This is a genomic window from Pseudomonas lactis (genome assembly GCF_001439845.1).
Classification (GTDB): domain Bacteria; phylum Pseudomonadota; class Gammaproteobacteria; order Pseudomonadales; family Pseudomonadaceae; genus Aquipseudomonas; species Aquipseudomonas lactis.
The window spans coordinates 177,538-193,657 of sequence record NZ_JYLO01000008.1; the positions used below are offsets into that span (position 1 = coordinate 177,538).

General features: G+C 60.9%; 13 protein-coding genes. 6 read left to right on the plus strand and 7 right to left on the minus strand.

Annotated features, from left to right (window positions below; translation table 11 throughout):
- Positions 1-9: 9 nt before the first annotated feature.
- Entirely contained in the window at positions 10-1,425 is a 1,416-nt protein-coding gene (locus tag TX24_RS15125; RefSeq protein ID WP_003195732.1) for an acetyl-CoA carboxylase biotin carboxylase subunit, read from the minus strand.
- A 194-nt stretch (positions 1,426-1,619) separates the two neighbouring features.
- On the opposite strand from TX24_RS15125, the gene TX24_RS15130 reads away from it, so the two are divergent.
- Positions 1,620-2,594, plus strand: coding sequence for a LysR family transcriptional regulator (locus tag TX24_RS15130; RefSeq protein ID WP_003195734.1), 975 nt, complete (start codon positions 1,620-1,622; stop codon positions 2,592-2,594).
- Here TX24_RS15130 and TX24_RS30865 read toward each other — a convergent pair.
- The 3 genes from TX24_RS30865 to TX24_RS15140 form a co-directional block, all read right to left on the minus strand.
- Positions 2,524-2,721 (minus strand): PA3496 family putative envelope integrity protein, encoded by a 198-nt coding sequence (locus TX24_RS30865; RefSeq protein ID WP_020302818.1) that lies wholly within the window; start codon positions 2,719-2,721, stop codon positions 2,524-2,526. The two genes, TX24_RS15130 and TX24_RS30865, sit on opposite strands and share 71 nt — an antisense overlap.
- A 206-nt stretch (positions 2,722-2,927) precedes the next feature.
- On the minus strand, positions 2,928-3,794 hold the full coding sequence (gene hexR, locus TX24_RS15135; protein ID WP_003177007.1) for a transcriptional regulator HexR: 867 nt from the start codon (positions 3,792-3,794) through the stop codon (positions 2,928-2,930).
- Between the two features lie 162 nt (positions 3,795-3,956).
- Entirely contained in the window at positions 3,957-6,830 is a 2,874-nt protein-coding gene (locus TX24_RS15140) for an EAL domain-containing protein (protein WP_057710617.1), read from the minus strand.
- A 279-nt stretch (positions 6,831-7,109) separates the two neighbouring features.
- Between TX24_RS15140 and uvrD the strand changes: the two genes are divergently transcribed.
- The 3 genes from uvrD (at position 7,110) to TX24_RS15155 (ending at position 10,987) form a co-directional block, all read left to right on the plus strand.
- Entirely contained in the window at positions 7,110-9,293 is a 2,184-nt protein-coding gene (gene uvrD / locus TX24_RS15145; RefSeq protein WP_003195738.1) for a DNA helicase II, read from the plus strand.
- Positions 9,294-9,577: 284 nt separating this feature from the next.
- On the plus strand, positions 9,578-10,444 hold the full coding sequence (locus TX24_RS15150; protein ID WP_003195740.1) for a Tim44 domain-containing protein: 867 nt from the start codon (positions 9,578-9,580) through the stop codon (positions 10,442-10,444).
- Positions 10,445-10,579: 135 nt separating this feature from the next.
- Entirely contained in the window at positions 10,580-10,987 is a 408-nt protein-coding gene (locus TX24_RS15155) for an SMI1/KNR4 family protein (RefSeq protein WP_003195742.1), read from the plus strand.
- A 101-nt stretch (positions 10,988-11,088) separates the two neighbouring features.
- Here the strand turns inward: TX24_RS15155 and TX24_RS15160 are convergent, their stop codons facing one another.
- Positions 11,089-12,846 (minus strand): cation:proton antiporter, encoded by a 1,758-nt coding sequence (locus TX24_RS15160; RefSeq protein ID WP_003195744.1) that lies wholly within the window; start codon positions 12,844-12,846, stop codon positions 11,089-11,091.
- Positions 12,847-13,129: 283 nt separating this feature from the next.
- Here TX24_RS15160 and TX24_RS15165 point away from each other — a divergent pair, with 283 nt between their 5' ends.
- Positions 13,130-13,615, plus strand: a complete 486-nt coding sequence (locus TX24_RS15165; RefSeq protein WP_003195747.1) for an acyl-CoA thioesterase — start codon at positions 13,130-13,132, stop codon at positions 13,613-13,615.
- Positions 13,616-13,748: 133 nt separating this feature from the next.
- On the opposite strand, the gene pdxY is transcribed toward TX24_RS15165, so the two are convergent.
- Positions 13,749-14,621 (minus strand): pyridoxal kinase PdxY, encoded by an 873-nt coding sequence (gene pdxY / locus TX24_RS15170; RefSeq protein WP_003195749.1) that lies wholly within the window; start codon positions 14,619-14,621, stop codon positions 13,749-13,751.
- A 117-nt stretch (positions 14,622-14,738) separates the two neighbouring features.
- On the opposite strand from pdxY, the gene TX24_RS15175 reads away from it, so the two are divergent.
- Entirely contained in the window at positions 14,739-15,134 is a 396-nt protein-coding gene (locus TX24_RS15175; protein WP_003195752.1) for a DUF3301 domain-containing protein, read from the plus strand.
- Here TX24_RS15175 and TX24_RS15180 read toward each other — a convergent pair.
- Complete coding sequence (locus TX24_RS15180; RefSeq protein ID WP_057710618.1) at positions 15,128-16,090, minus strand: CobW family GTP-binding protein; 963 nt, start codon at positions 16,088-16,090, stop codon at positions 15,128-15,130. The genes TX24_RS15175 and TX24_RS15180 overlap by 7 nt on opposite strands.
- Between the last annotated feature and the right edge of the window lie 30 nt (positions 16,091-16,120).

Sequence of the window (16,120 nt, forward strand, 5' to 3'; positions counted from 1 at the left end):
TTATATTCCTCACAGGCCTGCGTGGGCGGCGATGGCGGCGGCGATGGCCAGGGCCAGCTCTTCGGGTTTGCGCTTGATCGAGTAGTTGGTCAGCTCAGGGTGGCTTTCCACAAAGCTTGTATTGAACTGGCCGCTACGGAATTCCGGGTTGCGCAGGATTTCCTGGTAGTAGGCGGCGGTGGTCTTCACGCCTTGCAGGCGCATGTCGTCCAGGGCACGCAGGCCGCGGTCCATGGCTTCTTCCCAGGTCAACGCCCACACCACCAGTTTCAGGCACATGGAGTCGTAGAACGGCGGAATGGTGTAACCGGTGTAGATCGCCGTGTCGGTCCGCACGCCGGGACCGCCGGGGGCGTAGTAACGGGTGATCTTGCCGAAGCTTGGGAGGAAGTTGTTCTTCGGGTCTTCGGCGTTGATACGAAACTGCAACGCGAAACCCCGGTGCTGGATGTCTTCCTGCTTGACCGACAACGGCAGGCCGGAGGCGATGCGGATTTGCTCGCGAACGATATCGATGCCGGTGATTTCTTCGGTGATGGTGTGTTCCACCTGCACCCGCGTGTTCATCTCCATGAAGTACACCTCGCCCTCGGCGAGCAGGAACTCCACGGTGCCGGCGTTCTCGTAACCCACAGCCTTGGCCGCGCGCACCGACAGGTCGCCGATGTAGGCGCGCTGTTCCGGGGTCAGTTGCGGGCTGGGGGCGATTTCGATCAGCTTCTGGTTGCGACGCTGGATCGAGCAATCACGCTCGAACAGGTGCACCACGTTGCCAAAGCTGTCACCGAGGATTTGCGCCTCGATGTGCTTGGGATTGACGATGCATTTTTCCAGGAACACTTCCGCCGAACCGAAGGCCTTGGTGGCTTCGGAAATCACGCGGGGGAAGGCTTGCTCGAGTTCTTCGCGACTGTTGCAACGGCGAATGCCACGACCACCGCCACCGGAGGTGGCCTTGAGCATCACCGGGTAACCGATGCGGTCGCCTTCGGTAAGGGCTTCATGGATGTCGGCGACGTTGCCTTCGGTGCCCGGCGTAACCGGCACACCGGCCTTGATCATGCTGCGGCGCGCTTCGGTCTTGTCGCCCATGCGGCGAATCACTTCTGCCGAGGGGCCGATAAACTTGATGCCGCGTTCGGCACAGATGTCTGCCAACTCAGCATTTTCCGACAGGAAGCCGTAGCCGGGGTGCAGCGCATCGCAGCCGGTTTCCACCGCCAGGTTCACCAGCTTGCGCGGGTTCAGGTAGCCGGCCAGGGGCTCGGCACCGATGCTGTGGGCTTCGTCGGCACGCTTGACGTGCAACGCGTGGCGGTCGGCGTCCGAATAGACCGCGACCGAGCGAATGCCCATCTCGGCGCAGGCACGCACGATTCGTACGGCAATTTCACCACGGTTGGCGATCAGGATCTTTTTTATCACTTGGAAATTCCCTTGAGCCGATTTGCGTGCTTCGACCCGTTGCAGCCGGGCCGGCGCGTGACCAAATGTTTCATGACAGTCGCGAGACACACACTATGCGCATAGGAGAATTAACAAAAATCAATAATTATTGGGTTGTGTATAAGTAAAGACTTATAGTTGGCCGGACGACTTGGGAGCTAAGGGCTTATAAAATGCGTAAGTCATTGATGCGTATGACATTGCGTCAATTGCAGATCTTCAATGAAGTGTGTGATTTGCGTTCCTACAGCCGTGCCGCCGAGGAAATGTCCCTCACCCAACCGGCGGTCAGCCTGCAAATTCGCCAGTTGGAAGAGCTGATCGGCCAGCCGCTGTTCGACTATGTTGGCAAAAAGCTCTACATGACCGAGGCTGCCGAAGCCCTGCAACGGGCCAGCCGCGATATTTTCGGGCGCCTGGAAAACCTCGATATGCAGCTATCGGACATGCAGGGTTCACTGCAAGGCCAACTGAAACTGGCGGTGGAGTCCAGCGCCAAGTATTTCGTGCCGCACCTGTTCGCCGCCTTCAAGCGTCAGCATCCGGAAGTGCAATTGCAGCTCACGGTAGTCAACCGTGCCCAGGTGATCCGCAGGCTCTCGGACAACCGCGACGACCTGGTGATCATGTCCATGGTGCCCCAGGACATGGGCCTGGAGTTCCTGCCGTTTCTCAACAACCCGATTGTGGCCGTGGCATTGCCGGATCATCCGTTGAGCCTGCAAGGGCCGCTGCGCCTGCAGGACCTGGAGCCTTATACCCTGCTCATCCGTGAACCGGGCTCTGGCACACGGCTGGCCTGCGAAGAGTACTTCAAGGAAAAACGCGTGCACTTCACCCAGACGGTAGAAGTGGCCTCGGCGGAGGCGCAGCGTGAGTGCGTGGTCGCAGGGTTGGGCGTGGCCCTGCTGACGCGCCACGCCTTGAACCTGGAGCTGGCCACCGGCGGGCTCAAGGAGCTGCCGGTGGAAGAACTGCCGCTGTACCGCAGTTGGTGCCTGGTGCAGGCCAAGGCTAAGCGCCTGTCACCGGTGGCCCATGCGTTCCTGGGCTTTATTCGCAGCGAACGGGTGCAGATCAGCGCGTTGGCTGAGCGTTTCGCTGGGCAGCCACGGGTGCCTGCCAATGCAATTCCGGGTAGTCACTGATGCTCTGGAGCAACTGGCGCTCCTCACAACGGTCTTCGATGGCGCGACGGAACGCCATGCGGCGCTGGTCTTCCTGCTGACGACGGGTCTTGACGGTGCTGTTGCTGTCTTCGTAGGGCCGGGTCATTTGGAGTCTCCCAATGCGAGTACGGGGAGTACAGGATGGGCGTGGGGGATGACGGTTTGGCGGCGCGGGGGTTACAGGATGATGAATCTTGCGAAACTGGCGCAAATTCCCTGTGGGAGCTGGCTTGCCTGCGATGGCGGTGTATCAGGCAATGAAGAGGGTAACTGGCAGACCGCTATCGCAGGCAAGCCAGCTCCCACAGGCCCTCAGTCGTCGAGGGCTTTGACGGACTTGGGCGACAACCGCAGGCTGCGCAAGCTGCGCTTCACGCTCTTGAGGTGGTTGACCAGGCTCGGGCCACGGGCCATGGCCACGCCCATCGCCAGCACGTCGATCACCACCAGGTGGGCAATGCGTGAGGTCAGCGGCGTGTAGATTTCGGTGTCTTCATGCACGTCGATCGCCAGGTTCACCGTGGACAGCTCCGCCAATGGCGTCTGGCTCGGGCACAGGGTAATCAGCGAAGCGCCGCTCTCACGCACCAGGTTGGCGGTGATCAGCAGGTCTTTGGAACGACCCGACTGGGAAATGCAGATGGCCACGTCAGTGGGCTTCAAGGTCACCGCCGACATCGCCTGCATGTGCGGGTCGCTATAGGCCGCGGCGGTCAGCAGCAGGCGGAAGAACTTGTGCTGGGCATCGGCCGCCACCGCGCCGGACGCACCGAAGCCGTAGAACTCGACGCGCTGGGCCTGGGACATTGCGGTCACGGCCTTTTGCAGCTCCACCGGGTCGAGCTTCTCACGCACTTCCATCAGGGTGTGCAAGGTGGTGTCGAAGATTTTCAGGCTGTAGTCGGCGACGGAGTCGTCTTCATGGATTGCAAACTGGCCGAAGCTCGCACCAGCAGCCAGGCTTTGCGCCAGCTTGAGTTTCAGATCCTGAAACCCGGAGCAACCAATGGCGCGGCAAAAGCGCACGATGGTCGGCTCACTGATGCCCACGCTGTGGGCCAGGTCGGCCATGGAACTGTGCATCACGGCCGCAGGGTCAAGCAGCACATGATCGGCAACCTTGAGTTCCGATTTGCGTAACAGGTGGCGCGACTGGGCGATATGTTGCAACAGGTTCAAAGGGCAGGACTCTTGTTATTGGCAGACGCCAGGGATGTAGCAAGCTTGTAGTTATACTACAAGAATTGTCGTTTTGCCCGTCCGATGCATCACTAAATCGCCCCGCTCCCCCCTGATTCAGCGGGCAGGCGCTATGTAGCCATAAAGGCGGCCTACGCTGCGTTAAGAAAAATCTGCATTTTTACGTAACAAATCCGCCAGCCCTTCGGCCCGCATGGGCGGGCTGATCAGGTAACCCTGCACCTCGTCACACTGCTCGCCGCGCAGGAAATCCAGCTGCTGCTGATCCTCCACACCTTCGGCCACTACCTTGAGCGCCAACCCGTGGGCCATGGCGATGATCGCGCGGGTGATCGCCGCATCTTCGCGTCCCTGGCCAAGCCCGCGGATAAAGGCCTGGTCGATCTTTACGTAGTCCACCGGGATGCGCTTGAGGTAGCTGAGGGATGAGTAACCGGTGCCAAAGTCGTCGATGGCCAGCTTCACCCCCAGGTCGCGCAATTGCTGGAAGGTGGCGATGATGTGTTCAACGCTGTCGAGCAACTGGCTTTCGGTCAGTTCCAGCTCCAGGTATTGCGGGTCCAGTGCGGTTTCTTCCAGCACTTGGCGTACCAGGCTGACCAGCTTGCCCTGACGCAGCTGATGCACCGACAAGTTGACCGACACGCGAATCGGCGCCAGCCCCTGGCGCTGCCATTCGCAGGCCTGCCAGCAGGCCTGGCGCAGCACAAATTCGCCCAACGGCACGATCAAGCCGGTTTCTTCCGCCAAACCGATAAAGTCACCCGGCGGCACCATGCCCCACTGCGGATGCTCCCAGCGGACCAACGCCTCGGCAGCGTTCAGTTTGCCAGTGGCCAGGCACAGCTTGGGTTGGTAGAACACCGTGAGCTGACGCTCGTCGATGGCTTTGCGCAGGTGGTTTTCCAGCTGCAAACGCTCCAGGGTGCTGGCTTGCAGGCTGTCGGTGAAGAACTGGAAATTATTCCCGCCCAAGTGCTTGGCATGCTGCATCGCCATATTCGCTTGGCTGACCAGCGCAGAAATTTCCCGCGCGTTATCCGGCAATAGGCTGACGCCCATCGAGGCGCTGACCACCAGTTCATGCCCCTCCACATTCACCGGCACGCGCAATTTCGCCAGCAGCCGGGTCGCCACCCGCGCCAGGCTCGATAAGTTGCCATAGGCGTCGAACAGCACGGCGAATTCATCCCCGGACAGGCGCGCGATGGTGTCAGCCTCCGGCAGCGCGTTGATCAAGCGCCGTGCCATTTTTTGCAGCAGTTGGTCAGCCACTTCATGGCCCAGGCTGTCATTGAGCAATTTGAAGCGGTCGAGGTTGATATGCAGCAGCGCCAGGCTGCGCCCGCCTTGGCGCACGCGCTGGTGAGCTTCGCGCAGCCGTTCGCGAAACAGCGAACGGTTGGCCAGGCCGGTCAACTCGTCGTAGTGAGTGAGGTAGCGCATACGCTCTTCAGACTCGCGCCGCGCCGACAGATCGGCGAAGAACCCTACAATATGGCTGACATTTCCCCGTACATCGCGCACCACGTTCAGCTGTAGCCATTGCGGGTAGAGTTCGCCATTCTTGCGCGTTTCCACCAATTCGCCCTGCCACGTGCCGTGGCTGAGCAATGCCTGGCGGATCAGCGGGAAGTGGCGCCGGGCATCGCGACTGCAGGGCAGTTCCACGACGTTGCGGCCAAGCATGTCGTCGATGTCAAAGCCGGTGACGCGGCTGAACGCCTGGTTCACGGCGATCAACGCATAGTTCGGGTCGAGGATCACAATGCCTTCGCTGGCCGCCTCGAACACCGTCGAAGCCAGGCGTTGCTGCTCCTCCACCGCCTTGCCGGCACTGATGTCGCGGCGCGTGCCCAGCATACGGATAACGCGGCCACTGGGCGTGCGCTCCACGGCGCGCCCGCGGTCTTGAATCCACACCCAATGCCCATCGCCATGACGTATCCGGTATTCCACCTGATAGTCCTCGCTGCGGCCTTTGAGATGCTCCACCAACGCGTGCTTGAGCAAAGGCAGATCGTCGGGGTGCAGGCGCGGTTTGAGGTGGCTGAGCATCGCCGTGACGTATTCGGGCTCCAGGCCAAACAACTCCTTGAGCTGGGTGTGGTGGACCTCGTCGGTTTGCAGGTTCCAGTCCCACAGGCCCAGTTCACTGGCTTGCAGGGCCATGGCCAGGCGCGCTTCGCTTTTACTCAAGGCGAGACTGGCAGCATCCAGTTGCTGGCTGCGTTGCGCCACACGGTCTTGCAGGCCGACCTGGGCTTCACGCAAGTCCTGCTCCACCTCGCGGCGCTGCTCGACTTCGCGCACCAGCTCCTGGTTCAACTGCTCACTGCGTTGCTGCGCCTGCTGTAGATGCTCGATCAGGGCCTGGTTCTGGAAACGGCGCAACAGCCCGCGCTGGATCAGGCGGTTGACCTGCCACGCGACCAGGCTCAGGGACGCCAGTAGGATCAGGCCGAGTACGCCCCAGCCTTGTTGCTGCGGGGTGCCATCCCAGAACAGGTAGACGATGGCCGGCACCAGGCACGGCAAGGCAAACGACAGGTAGGCCCACAGGCTCACGGCATAGGCCACGCTGGCCGACAAGGTGGCGGCGCCAATCAGGCCAAACACCCAGGCCTGATGCATGAAGCTGTCCGTGGGCACCAGGGCAATGGCCGCAACGGAGAGGGTCAGGCCACTGACCGCCGAGCCGAGCATGAACATACGCCGCCACACGGGCTGGGCCTGGCGGCTGGGCATGGCCGAGTCAAAGGCCGCCACTTGGATCACGCGCATTGCCACCAGGGCGAGCAGCCAGAGCAGCCAGACGCTGTCCAGCAGGTACTGATCGGGGTTCCACAGCAGCCAGGCGCAGACCAGGCCATTGACCAGCATCAACAGCGTCGGCAGCAACGAACCCTGATACAGCAGGCGTGTGCGCTCAACCGCGATTTCGGTTGCATAGTGTTTATGGATGACCTGTGCTGGGGCCGGCGAGAGGCCAAACAGGTCGGTGCTAAGGGTCATAGGCGGTGTTCTTATAATGGTGAGCCCGAAACGTCGACGGAGCATACACAAGCAAGCGCCCGGGCCAAACTGCTACAAGTCATAAAAAACCTGTTGCGATTGGCCGCAAACCTTTGGCCCAGACCGCTTGGGCAAGACACGGCACGGGCTGCGGCCGATGACCAACCGGTCATCACCCCCGCCAGAATGTACGCCCCCGGCGCTAGCGTGCAGGCGTTTTGCATCGACCATCCGGCATTGGGATTTGCCCAGGCCCCCCAAGGCCCATAGAATGCGTCGATGCGCGATGATCTCTCTCTTTTGCTGAACTCCCTCAACGATGCCCAACGCCAGGCCGTAGCGGCCCCCGTTGGCCGTCAGTTGGTCCTGGCCGGTGCTGGCTCCGGTAAAACCCGAGTGCTGGTGCACCGTATCGCCTGGTTGATCCAGGTCGAAAACGCGTCCCCGCATTCCATCCTGTCGGTGACCTTCACCAACAAGGCCGCTGCCGAGATGCGTCATCGCATCGAGCAGTTGATGGGCATCAGCCCGGCCGGCATGTGGGTGGGCACCTTCCATGGCCTGGCGCACCGCCTGTTGCGGGCGCATTGGCAGGAAGCGGGGCTGAGCCAGACCTTCCAGATTCTCGACAGCGACGACCAGCAACGCCTGGTCAAGCGCGTGATCCGCGAGCTGGGCCTGGACGAACAACGCTGGCCGGCGCGCCAGGCGCAGTGGTTTATCAACGGCCAGAAAGACGAAGGCCTGCGCCCGCAACATATCCAGGCCAGCGGCGACCTGTTCCTAGCCACCATGCGCAGCATTTATGAAGCCTATGAAGCGGCCTGCGTGCGCGCCGGCGTCATCGACTTCTCCGAACTGCTGCTGCGTGCCCTCGACCTGTGGCGCGACAACCCCGGTTTGCTGGCCCATTACCAGAAACGCTTTCGCCACATTCTGGTGGACGAGTTCCAGGACACCAACGCCGTGCAGTACGCCTGGTTGCGCCTGCTGGCCAAGGGCGGCGACAGCCTGATGGTGGTGGGCGATGACGACCAGTCGATCTACGGCTGGCGTGGCGCGAAAATCGAGAACATTTACCAGTATTCCGAAGACTTCCCGGACGCGGTGACCATCCGCCTGGAGCAGAATTACCGCTCCACCGCCGGCATCCTCAAGGCTGCCAACGCCTTGATCGCCAACAACACCGGGCGCCTGGGCAAAGAGCTGTGGACCGACGGCGGCGAAGGCGAAGCGATCAACCTGTACGCAGCGTTCAATGAGCACGATGAAGCGCGCTACGTGGTCGAAACCATCGAAAGCGCACTGAAAACCGGCCTGGCCCGCAGCGATATCGCGATTCTGTACCGTTCCAACGCCCAATCGCGGGTGCTGGAAGAAGCCTTGCTGCGCGAACGCATCCCGTACCGCATCTACGGCGGCCAGCGCTTCTTTGAACGTGCCGAAATCAAGAACGCCATGGCCTACCTGCGCTTGCTGGAAGGCCGGGGTAACGATGCGGCGCTGGAGCGGGTGATCAATATCCCGGCGCGTGGCATTGGCGAGAAAACCGTCGAAGCGATCCGCGACCATGCGCGCCATGCCGATGTGTCGATGTGGGAAGCCATGCGCTTGCTGATCGCCAATAAAGGCCTGACCGGCCGTGCTGCCGGGGCGTTGGGGGTGTTCGTCGAGCTGATCGAGAACCTGGCGGCCAAGTGCGCAGAAATGCCGCTGCACCTGATGACCCAAACTGTCATCGAGCAGTCCGGGCTGATCGCCTATCACGAAGCGGAAAAGGGTGAGAAAGGCCAGGCCCGGGTAGAAAACCTTGAGGAACTGGTCAGCGCTGCTCGTGCGTTCGAAAACACCGAGGACGACGAAGAGCTGACGCCGCTCGCCGCCTTCCTGGGCCACGCCTCGCTGGAAGCCGGCGATACCCAGGCCGATGAGCATGAAGACAGCATCCAACTGATGACCTTGCACAGCGCCAAGGGCCTGGAATTCCCTTACGTGTTCCTGGTGGGCATGGAAGAAGGCCTGTTCCCTCACAAGATGAGCCTGGAAGAACCCGGCCGCCTTGAAGAAGAGCGCCGCCTGGCCTACGTGGGCATTACCCGGGCGATGCAGAACCTGGTGATGACCTACGCCGAGACCCGACGGCTGTACGGCAGCGAAACCTACAACAAGGTGTCGCGCTTCGTACGTGAGGTGCCGAAGGGGCTGATCCAGGAAGTACGCTTGTCCAACAGCGTCAGCCGCCCGTTTGGCGGTGGCCAGCAACAGAATTCCAGCAGCCTGTTTGCCGGCTCCGAAATACCAGAAACCCCGTTCAGCCTGGGCCAGCAGGTCAAGCATGCGATCTTCGGCGAAGGCGTGATCCTCAACTTCGAAGGCGCAGGCGCCCAGGCGCGGGTGCAGGTGAACTTCGCCGAGGGCAGCAAGTGGCTGATGATGGGTTACGCCAAGCTCGAGGCTATCTGAACCCCATTCCTGCAGGAGCGAGCTTGCTCGCGAAGAACGCCCAGACAATGCGTTCATCCAGAATGCCCGCGTGATCGTTGACGATTTTCGCGAGCAAGCTCGCTCCTACGGGAAGATACGGCCGCGCCCTTGTATTTCACGCGTGCGGGCCAATATCTGTAATTAGTCCTACAGACCCTTCGGATTTGGTCTTACGCAAAAGCCCGAAACATTATGCCGCTAGCCACTGCCACGACACCTGTGCAACATGGCGCGCGTGCAATCCACAAATGGGAATTCCCTATATGAAACGTTTTCTTAGCATCGCCATGGCGTTGTGCATCGGCCTGACGATGAGCCTCGACGCCAACGCCAAACGCTTCGGTGGCGGCAAAAGCTCGGGCGCGGCACCGACTCACCAGACCAGCCAAATGGCTCCATCCGCCGGTGCGGGCGGTGCTGCGGCGACTGCAGGCGCAGCCGGTGCCGCTGGCGCTGCTGCCAAGGCCGGCGGTGCTTCGCGCTGGCTGGGCCCACTGGCCGGCATCGCCGCCGGTGGCCTGCTGGCGTCCATGTTCATGGGCGACGGCTTTCAGGGCATGCAGATCTTCGACATCCTGATCATGGGCGTCATCGCCTTTTTGGTCTTCCGCTTTATCGCCGCCCGTCGCCGCAAGCAGCAGGAGCACCTGGCTCCAGCCGGCGCGCCAATGCAGCGTGAAGCGTTCGAACAGAAGCCTGCCATGGGTTCGATCTTCGGTGGTTCGGCAGCTCCTGCCGCCCGTCCGGTGATCAACGCACCGGCCTGGTTCAACGAAGAGCGTTTCGTCGAAGCGGCCCGCAGCCACTTCCAGTCCCTGCAACAGCACTGGGACGCCAACGAAATGGACAAGATCTCCGAGTTCGTGACCCCGCAGCTGTTGGAGTTCCTCAAGCGCGAACGTGCCGAGATCGGTGACGCCTTCCAGTCGACCTACATCGACGACCTGCGCGTACAGCTCGATGGCGTGGATGATCGCGCCGACAAGACCATCGCCACCCTGACCTTCAGCGGTGTGTCGAAGTCCTCGCGTTTCGACCAGGGCGAAGTGTTCAGCGAAAGCTGGAACATGGAACGCGCCCAGGGCGACGACCAGCCTTGGCTGGTCGCCGGTATCCGCCAGAACGGTTAATACCTGCGCGGTTGAGCAAGCGGTAACAAAAACCCCGGACATGTCCGGGGTTTTCTATTTCACGGTTGCACTTATAGCGAGCTACTGTATAAAACGCCCCTATAAACCGCGCCATCTAGCAAGAGGATCCCGGCCGTGGAAGAAATCATCGAACAACTGCGTGAAGCCAACGAACCGGTCCCGGTTCCTTTGGAGCTGCCTGACGAAGACCAACTGGTGGAAATCGAAGAACAACTGTTCATCGACATCCCCTTTGTCTTCCGCGAATTCCTGCTGACCGTCAGTGACGTGGTCTATGGCAGCCTGGAGCCAGTGACCGTCACCGACCCGCAGTCCCACACCTACCTGCCTGACGTTGCCGCCAACGCCTGGGATGCCGGTGTTGATCGCAGCCTGATCCCTATCTGCCAGGACGGCGATGACTACTACTGCGTCGAAGAAGACGGCACCGTGGTGTTGTGGTCTGCCGAAGAAGAACTCGTCCAGGAAGAAACCTGGGAATCGGTGTGGCACTGGGCGCGGGACGTCTGGCTGGAAAGCTGAGTCCCTTGTAGAAGCCGAGCTTGCTCGCGAGAAACCTGAGGGCGCCGCTTTGTGTCAGGTTTCCCGCGTTATCGTTAACAATCTTCGCGAGCAAGCTCGCTCTACTGTGTATCCTTGTGGTTATCCAGCGTCTCCAGCAACGCAACCTGCATCCGCGTATGCACACGGATAAACCAGCGCCAGAGCACTGCAGCCACCGCCGCCGTGACCACGGCAATCAGCACCAGCAACTTGTTGGTCGGCAGAATACTGGCCGACAAGGCTGCCAATAGCAGGAAGATTACCAGCAGCGACAAGATCGGGATCAGCTCGGCAATCACCCGTCGCACACGCTGGGTATGCCGTCCGGCCATTTCCGGCTTCACGCTCATCTCCGCCAGCAGCATCGACAACGCCTTGAGCTTGCGATACGCCGCAATCAGAAACGGCAACGACACCAGCAGCGCCCCGCCCCAGATCAACGCCTTCTGCCAGCTCTGATCGCTGACCCAGCCCTCCAGATACCCACCGATGCGCTCCGCGAAAAAGCTGCCGGCAAAGAAGATCGCGATCACCAACGCCAGGTTTACCCCGACCTGCAGGATGATCTTGCGGATCATCGCGGCCAACATCGCCCCCTCGCCCTGAGGCGAAATGCTGCGCAGCCATTCGCCATACATGCCGAACACTCGGCTCATACGCTTGGGCATCACCGCCGCGATCTTCAACGACAGTGGGTCCGCGCCACGAATCAGGTAGGGCGTGAGCAGCGTGGTGATCGCCGAAACGGCCACCGCCACGGGGTACAGAAAGTCGCTGGTGACCTGCAGGGTCATCCCCAGCGCCGCGATGATGAAAGAAAACTCGCCAATTTGTGACAGCCCCATACCCACCCGCAGCGAGGTGCGACCATCGTTGCCGGCGATAAACGCGCCCAGCCCGCAAGACAGCATCTTGCCCAGCACCACGGCCACGGTGATCACTGCAATGGGCCAGGCGTATTGCAGCAGGATCTGCGGGTCGATCATCAAGCCAATCGCCACGAAGAAAATTGCGCTGAACATGTCGCGAACGGGCTCGATCAGGCCCTCGATCTTAATCAACTGGCGGGATTCAGCCATGATCGCGCCAATCAGAAAGGCCCCGAGCACCATGCTGTATTCCAACTTCACCACCAGCAGGCAGAAACCGAAACACAGGCCCAACACGGTGATCAGCAGCATCTCGTTGCTTTCGAACTTGGCCACATAGGCCAGCAGGCGCGGCACCAGCAAAATACCAATCACCAGGGCGACGATCATGAACAACGAGAGCTTGCCGACCGTGGAGAACACCTCGCCGGAGCTGACCGTGCCACTGACGGCAATGCTCGACAGCAAGGCAATGATGCCGATACCCAGGATGTCCTCGACAATCAGCACGCCGAAAATCAGCTGGGCGAACCGCTGGTCTTTCATCTTCAGGTCGTTGAGGGCCTTGACGATAATGGTGGTCGAGGAGATCGCCAGGATCGCGCCGAGGAACAGCGAGTCCATGGTGCTCCAATCGAACCAGCGGCCGATCTCGTAGCCGATCCAGATCATCAGCACGATTTCCAGGAACGCCGCGATAAACGCCGTAGCTCCTACCTTGAATAGCTTGCGCAGGCTGAATTCCAAGCCCAGACAGAACATCAGGAAGATAACCCCCAACTCGGCCAGGGTCTTGATCGTGTCTTCGTCGTGGATCAGGCCAAACGGCGGGGTGTGGGGGCCGATAATGAAGCCGGCGACGATGTAGCCCAACACCACCGGCTGCTTGAAGCGGTGAAACAGGATGGTGACCACCCCTGCCACCAGCATGATCACGGCCAAGTCCTGGATAAAGCTGATGGCGTGCATGGCGAGGGGCTCCTTGAGGGTGCCGGCACTTTTCCCACTTCCGGCCGCGCCTTTGAAGGGTCGGAAAAGTCTGCCTTGATCGTAAGAAAAGCCCTGAGAAGGGCTTTTGAAGGGTAACACCGCGACTTCTGCTGGAAAGCCGGTGCAATATATGGAAACAGATCGCTGCGCGCGTGACGGCAAGCCGCCTGACGGCGTCCCGTTAGGGATGGCGCTGCAAAGACTTTGAGTACCCGCAGAGGTGCCTTCCCCCCAACCAATGCCTACAACCCGTGAGTGTGCTATGGAACCCGGAAACGCCCAGCTGTCGATGACGGTACTGATGACCCCTGACATGGCCAACTTCTCTGGCAATGTGCACGGCGGCACGCTGCTCAAGTACCTCGACGAAGTGGCCTACGCCTGCGCCAGCCGTTATGCCGGTCGTTATGTGGTCACGCTGTCGGTGGACCAGGTGATCTTTCGCGAGCCGATCCATGTCGGTGAACTGGTGACCTTCCTGGCGTCAGTCAACTACACCGGCAATACGTCGATGGAAGTGGGCATCAAGGTGGTGACCGAGAACATCCGTGAGCGCTCGGTGCGCCATACCAACAGCTGCTTCTTCACCATGGTGGCCGTGGATGACCAGCGCAAACCTGCCGCTGTACCGCCGTTGCAGCCGCAGAACAGCGAGGACAAGCGCCGCTTTGTGCAGGCCCAGCAGCGTCGGCAGATTCGCCAGGAATTGGAAAAGCGCTACCGGGAAATCAAAGCCGACGCGCCGTAAACTCCAAGCGGTGAATCAACTCAAAAAAGTGTGGGAGCGGGCTTGCCCGCGATAGCAGTGGTTCAGTCGACATCTCTTTGACTGAGACTCCGTCATCGCGGGCAAGCCCGCTCCCACATTGGGATCTGTGTCATTACAGGCTGATCGGTGTGGCTTCGAAGCGCACACGCGGATGGGCAATACGGTCCTGGGCCCGCACCAGTTCCAGTTCATAACTGGCGCAGGCCTGGGTTTCCAGCAGCACTTCATGCACGGCCGCGGCGGTGAATTCAAAGGCAGCCACCAGGCTATCCCCCAACAGCACCCGCGCCAGGAACAGCCCGGACGTCAGGTCGCCCACGCCCACTGGCTGACGTGGAAACGCCAGCAGTGGCCGACGTAAGTGCCAACTGCCATCAGCCGTCACCAACAGCATTTCAAACCCTTCTGGCAGTTTGCCTGGGTAATCCAGGTGCTTGACCAGCACCGCCTTGGGCCCACGCGCCAGCAATGCCTTGGCCATCGCCAGGCAATCGAACAGCGATTGCGGCTTGCGCCCGGCAAAACTGTCCAGCTCCAGTTGGTTGGGGCACAGGAAGTCCGCCATGGCGGCAGCCTCGTCCAAAAGGAAATCGCTGACCTCCTGCGGCACGATGCAACCCTTTTCCGGGTGGCCCATCACCGGGTCGCACAGGTACAGCGCCTTGGGGTTGATCGCCTTGATGCGCGCCACACCGCTGAGGATGGCGCGGCCCTGGTCTGCACTGCCCAGGTATCCGGACAGCACCGCATCACAATTGCCCAGTTCACCAATCGCGGCAATACCCTCTACCAGCGCAGGAATTTGCTGCGGCGCCAACACTTCGCCCGCCCACTGTCCATACTGTGTGTGGTTGGAGAACTGCACCGTGTTGAGCGGCCAGACGTTCACCCCGACCCGCTGCATGGGGAACACGGCGGCGCTGTTTCCGGCGTGGCCGAAGACCACATGAGACTGGATCGCAAGCAGGTGAGGTGTACGTTTCATGCGGGAGATTTCCGTAAAACCGTTGAATTTCTGGCCGAGCAGTATGCGACTAAACGCAGCCTGTACGACAGACCGGCGACACAGTTAAGCTGCGCTCACTTTGTTGGAGTTCATGGAATGCTGACCCTGGGAAACATCTTCGTCTTGATGCTGCTGGCCACCGGCGCCGCCTGGGTTTGGCACAACCACGGCCTGCGTGAACGGGCGTTGGCGCGGGTCAAGCAGCATTGCGCCAAGCTCGATATCGAGCTGCTTGACGGTGCCGTGGCGCTCAAACGCATCGGTTTCGTCAAGGATGCCAATGGCCGTCGACGCCTGGCGCGCATCTATAATTTCGAGTTTACGGTAACCGGCGAAACCCGGCATGCCGGGGTCATCACCCAATTCGGCGCCCACAGCGCGCAGATCGAACTGGCGCCCTACCCGTTCGAAACCAAAGAGCCGCTGCCCAGCGCCGAGATCATCGAATTGAGCCAGTGGCGCCAGGACCACGCCAGCAAGAAACATCAGTAACGGCAGGCTGCCAGGGCGCTCTGCAATGCGGCCACGTCCTGTGGTGCGCTGAAGATCAATTCAACACGTGAATCGCGCCGCCAAGCGCTGGGTTGCCAGTGCAGTGGACTATTATCCACCGCGTTGGCGGACACCCAGCCGTCAACACTGTGGATAACCAATTTGGCCCGGCGCCAGCCCAAACTCGATAGCCACTGATGCAGACGGCTAACATCGAATCGCTGGCTTGGGTGCCAGCGCCAGCCGATGCTCCAGCCGCCCTCCTGGCTCTGACTCAGACAGATCGGCAGCCCCGGGTCGCTCCAGATCGCCGGCATTTGCCCCACCGCTTCAGGAACGCCGAAATTATCCACAGCTACTTGGGCCTGTGCTTTCAAACCGGGCAACCGGTCGAGTGGCAGTTGCGCCTGGCGTGTCCAATGGAGCGGGCAATTGGGTAATTGCGCTTCAATCGCCTGACGTTGCGCTGCGGTCAGCGTCTCGTCCTTGTTCAGCACCAGCAGGCCGGCACTGGTCAACGCCTCCTGTTGTGCCTGCGGCAACGGCTTGCCGGCCGCCAGAGCCTGGGCATCGAGTACCAGCACGCAAGGCTGCACGGCCAGCACGCCTTGCCATGGTGCCTGCCGCAGTTGCTTGAGCAATTGCGCTGGATGGCCCAAGCCTGAGGGCTCGATAAACAGCCGATCCGGCTTGGCCTTACGCAACAAACGGCCCAGCCCTACCTGGAATGGTGCACCGTTCACACAGCACAAACAGCCGCCCGCCACCTCACCCAAGGCGATACCTTCATCGTCTTGTGTGAGTAGGGCTGCGTCCAGGCCGATCTGGCCGAACTCGTTGATCAGCACCGCCCAGCGCTCGTTGGCCGGGCGCTGGGCAAGCAGGTGCTTGATCAGGCTGGTCTTGCCGGCGCCCAAGGGCCCGGCAATCACATGGGTAGGAATGTTCTGCAGCATAAGAGGCATGGTTCAGGCCGTTTAGAGCGT

Excerpts from the sequence above, each read along its gene's own strand:
- TX24_RS15160 (WP_003195744.1), bottom strand. The coding sequence starts at position 12,846 with ATGCACGCCATCAGCTTTATCCAGGACTTGGCCGTGATCATGCTGGTG.
- TX24_RS15165 (WP_003195747.1), top strand. The coding sequence starts at position 13,130 with ATGGAACCCGGAAACGCCCAGCTGTCGATGACGGTACTGATGACCCCT.
- uvrD (WP_003195738.1), top strand. The coding sequence starts at position 7,110 with ATGCGCGATGATCTCTCTCTTTTGCTGAACTCCCTCAACGATGCCCAA.
- pdxY (WP_003195749.1), bottom strand. The coding sequence starts at position 14,621 with ATGAAACGTACACCTCACCTGCTTGCGATCCAGTCTCATGTGGTCTTC.
- TX24_RS15175 (WP_003195752.1), top strand. The coding sequence starts at position 14,739 with ATGCTGACCCTGGGAAACATCTTCGTCTTGATGCTGCTGGCCACCGGC.
- TX24_RS15150 (WP_003195740.1), top strand. The coding sequence starts at position 9,578 with ATGAAACGTTTTCTTAGCATCGCCATGGCGTTGTGCATCGGCCTGACG.
- TX24_RS30865 (WP_020302818.1), bottom strand. The coding sequence starts at position 2,721 with ATGACCCGGCCCTACGAAGACAGCAACAGCACCGTCAAGACCCGTCGT.
- TX24_RS15140 (WP_057710617.1), bottom strand. The coding sequence starts at position 6,830 with ATGACCCTTAGCACCGACCTGTTTGGCCTCTCGCCGGCCCCAGCACAG.
- TX24_RS15180 (WP_057710618.1), bottom strand. The coding sequence starts at position 16,090 with ATGCTGCAGAACATTCCTACCCATGTGATTGCCGGGCCCTTGGGCGCC.
- TX24_RS15130 (WP_003195734.1), top strand. The coding sequence starts at position 1,620 with ATGCGTAAGTCATTGATGCGTATGACATTGCGTCAATTGCAGATCTTC.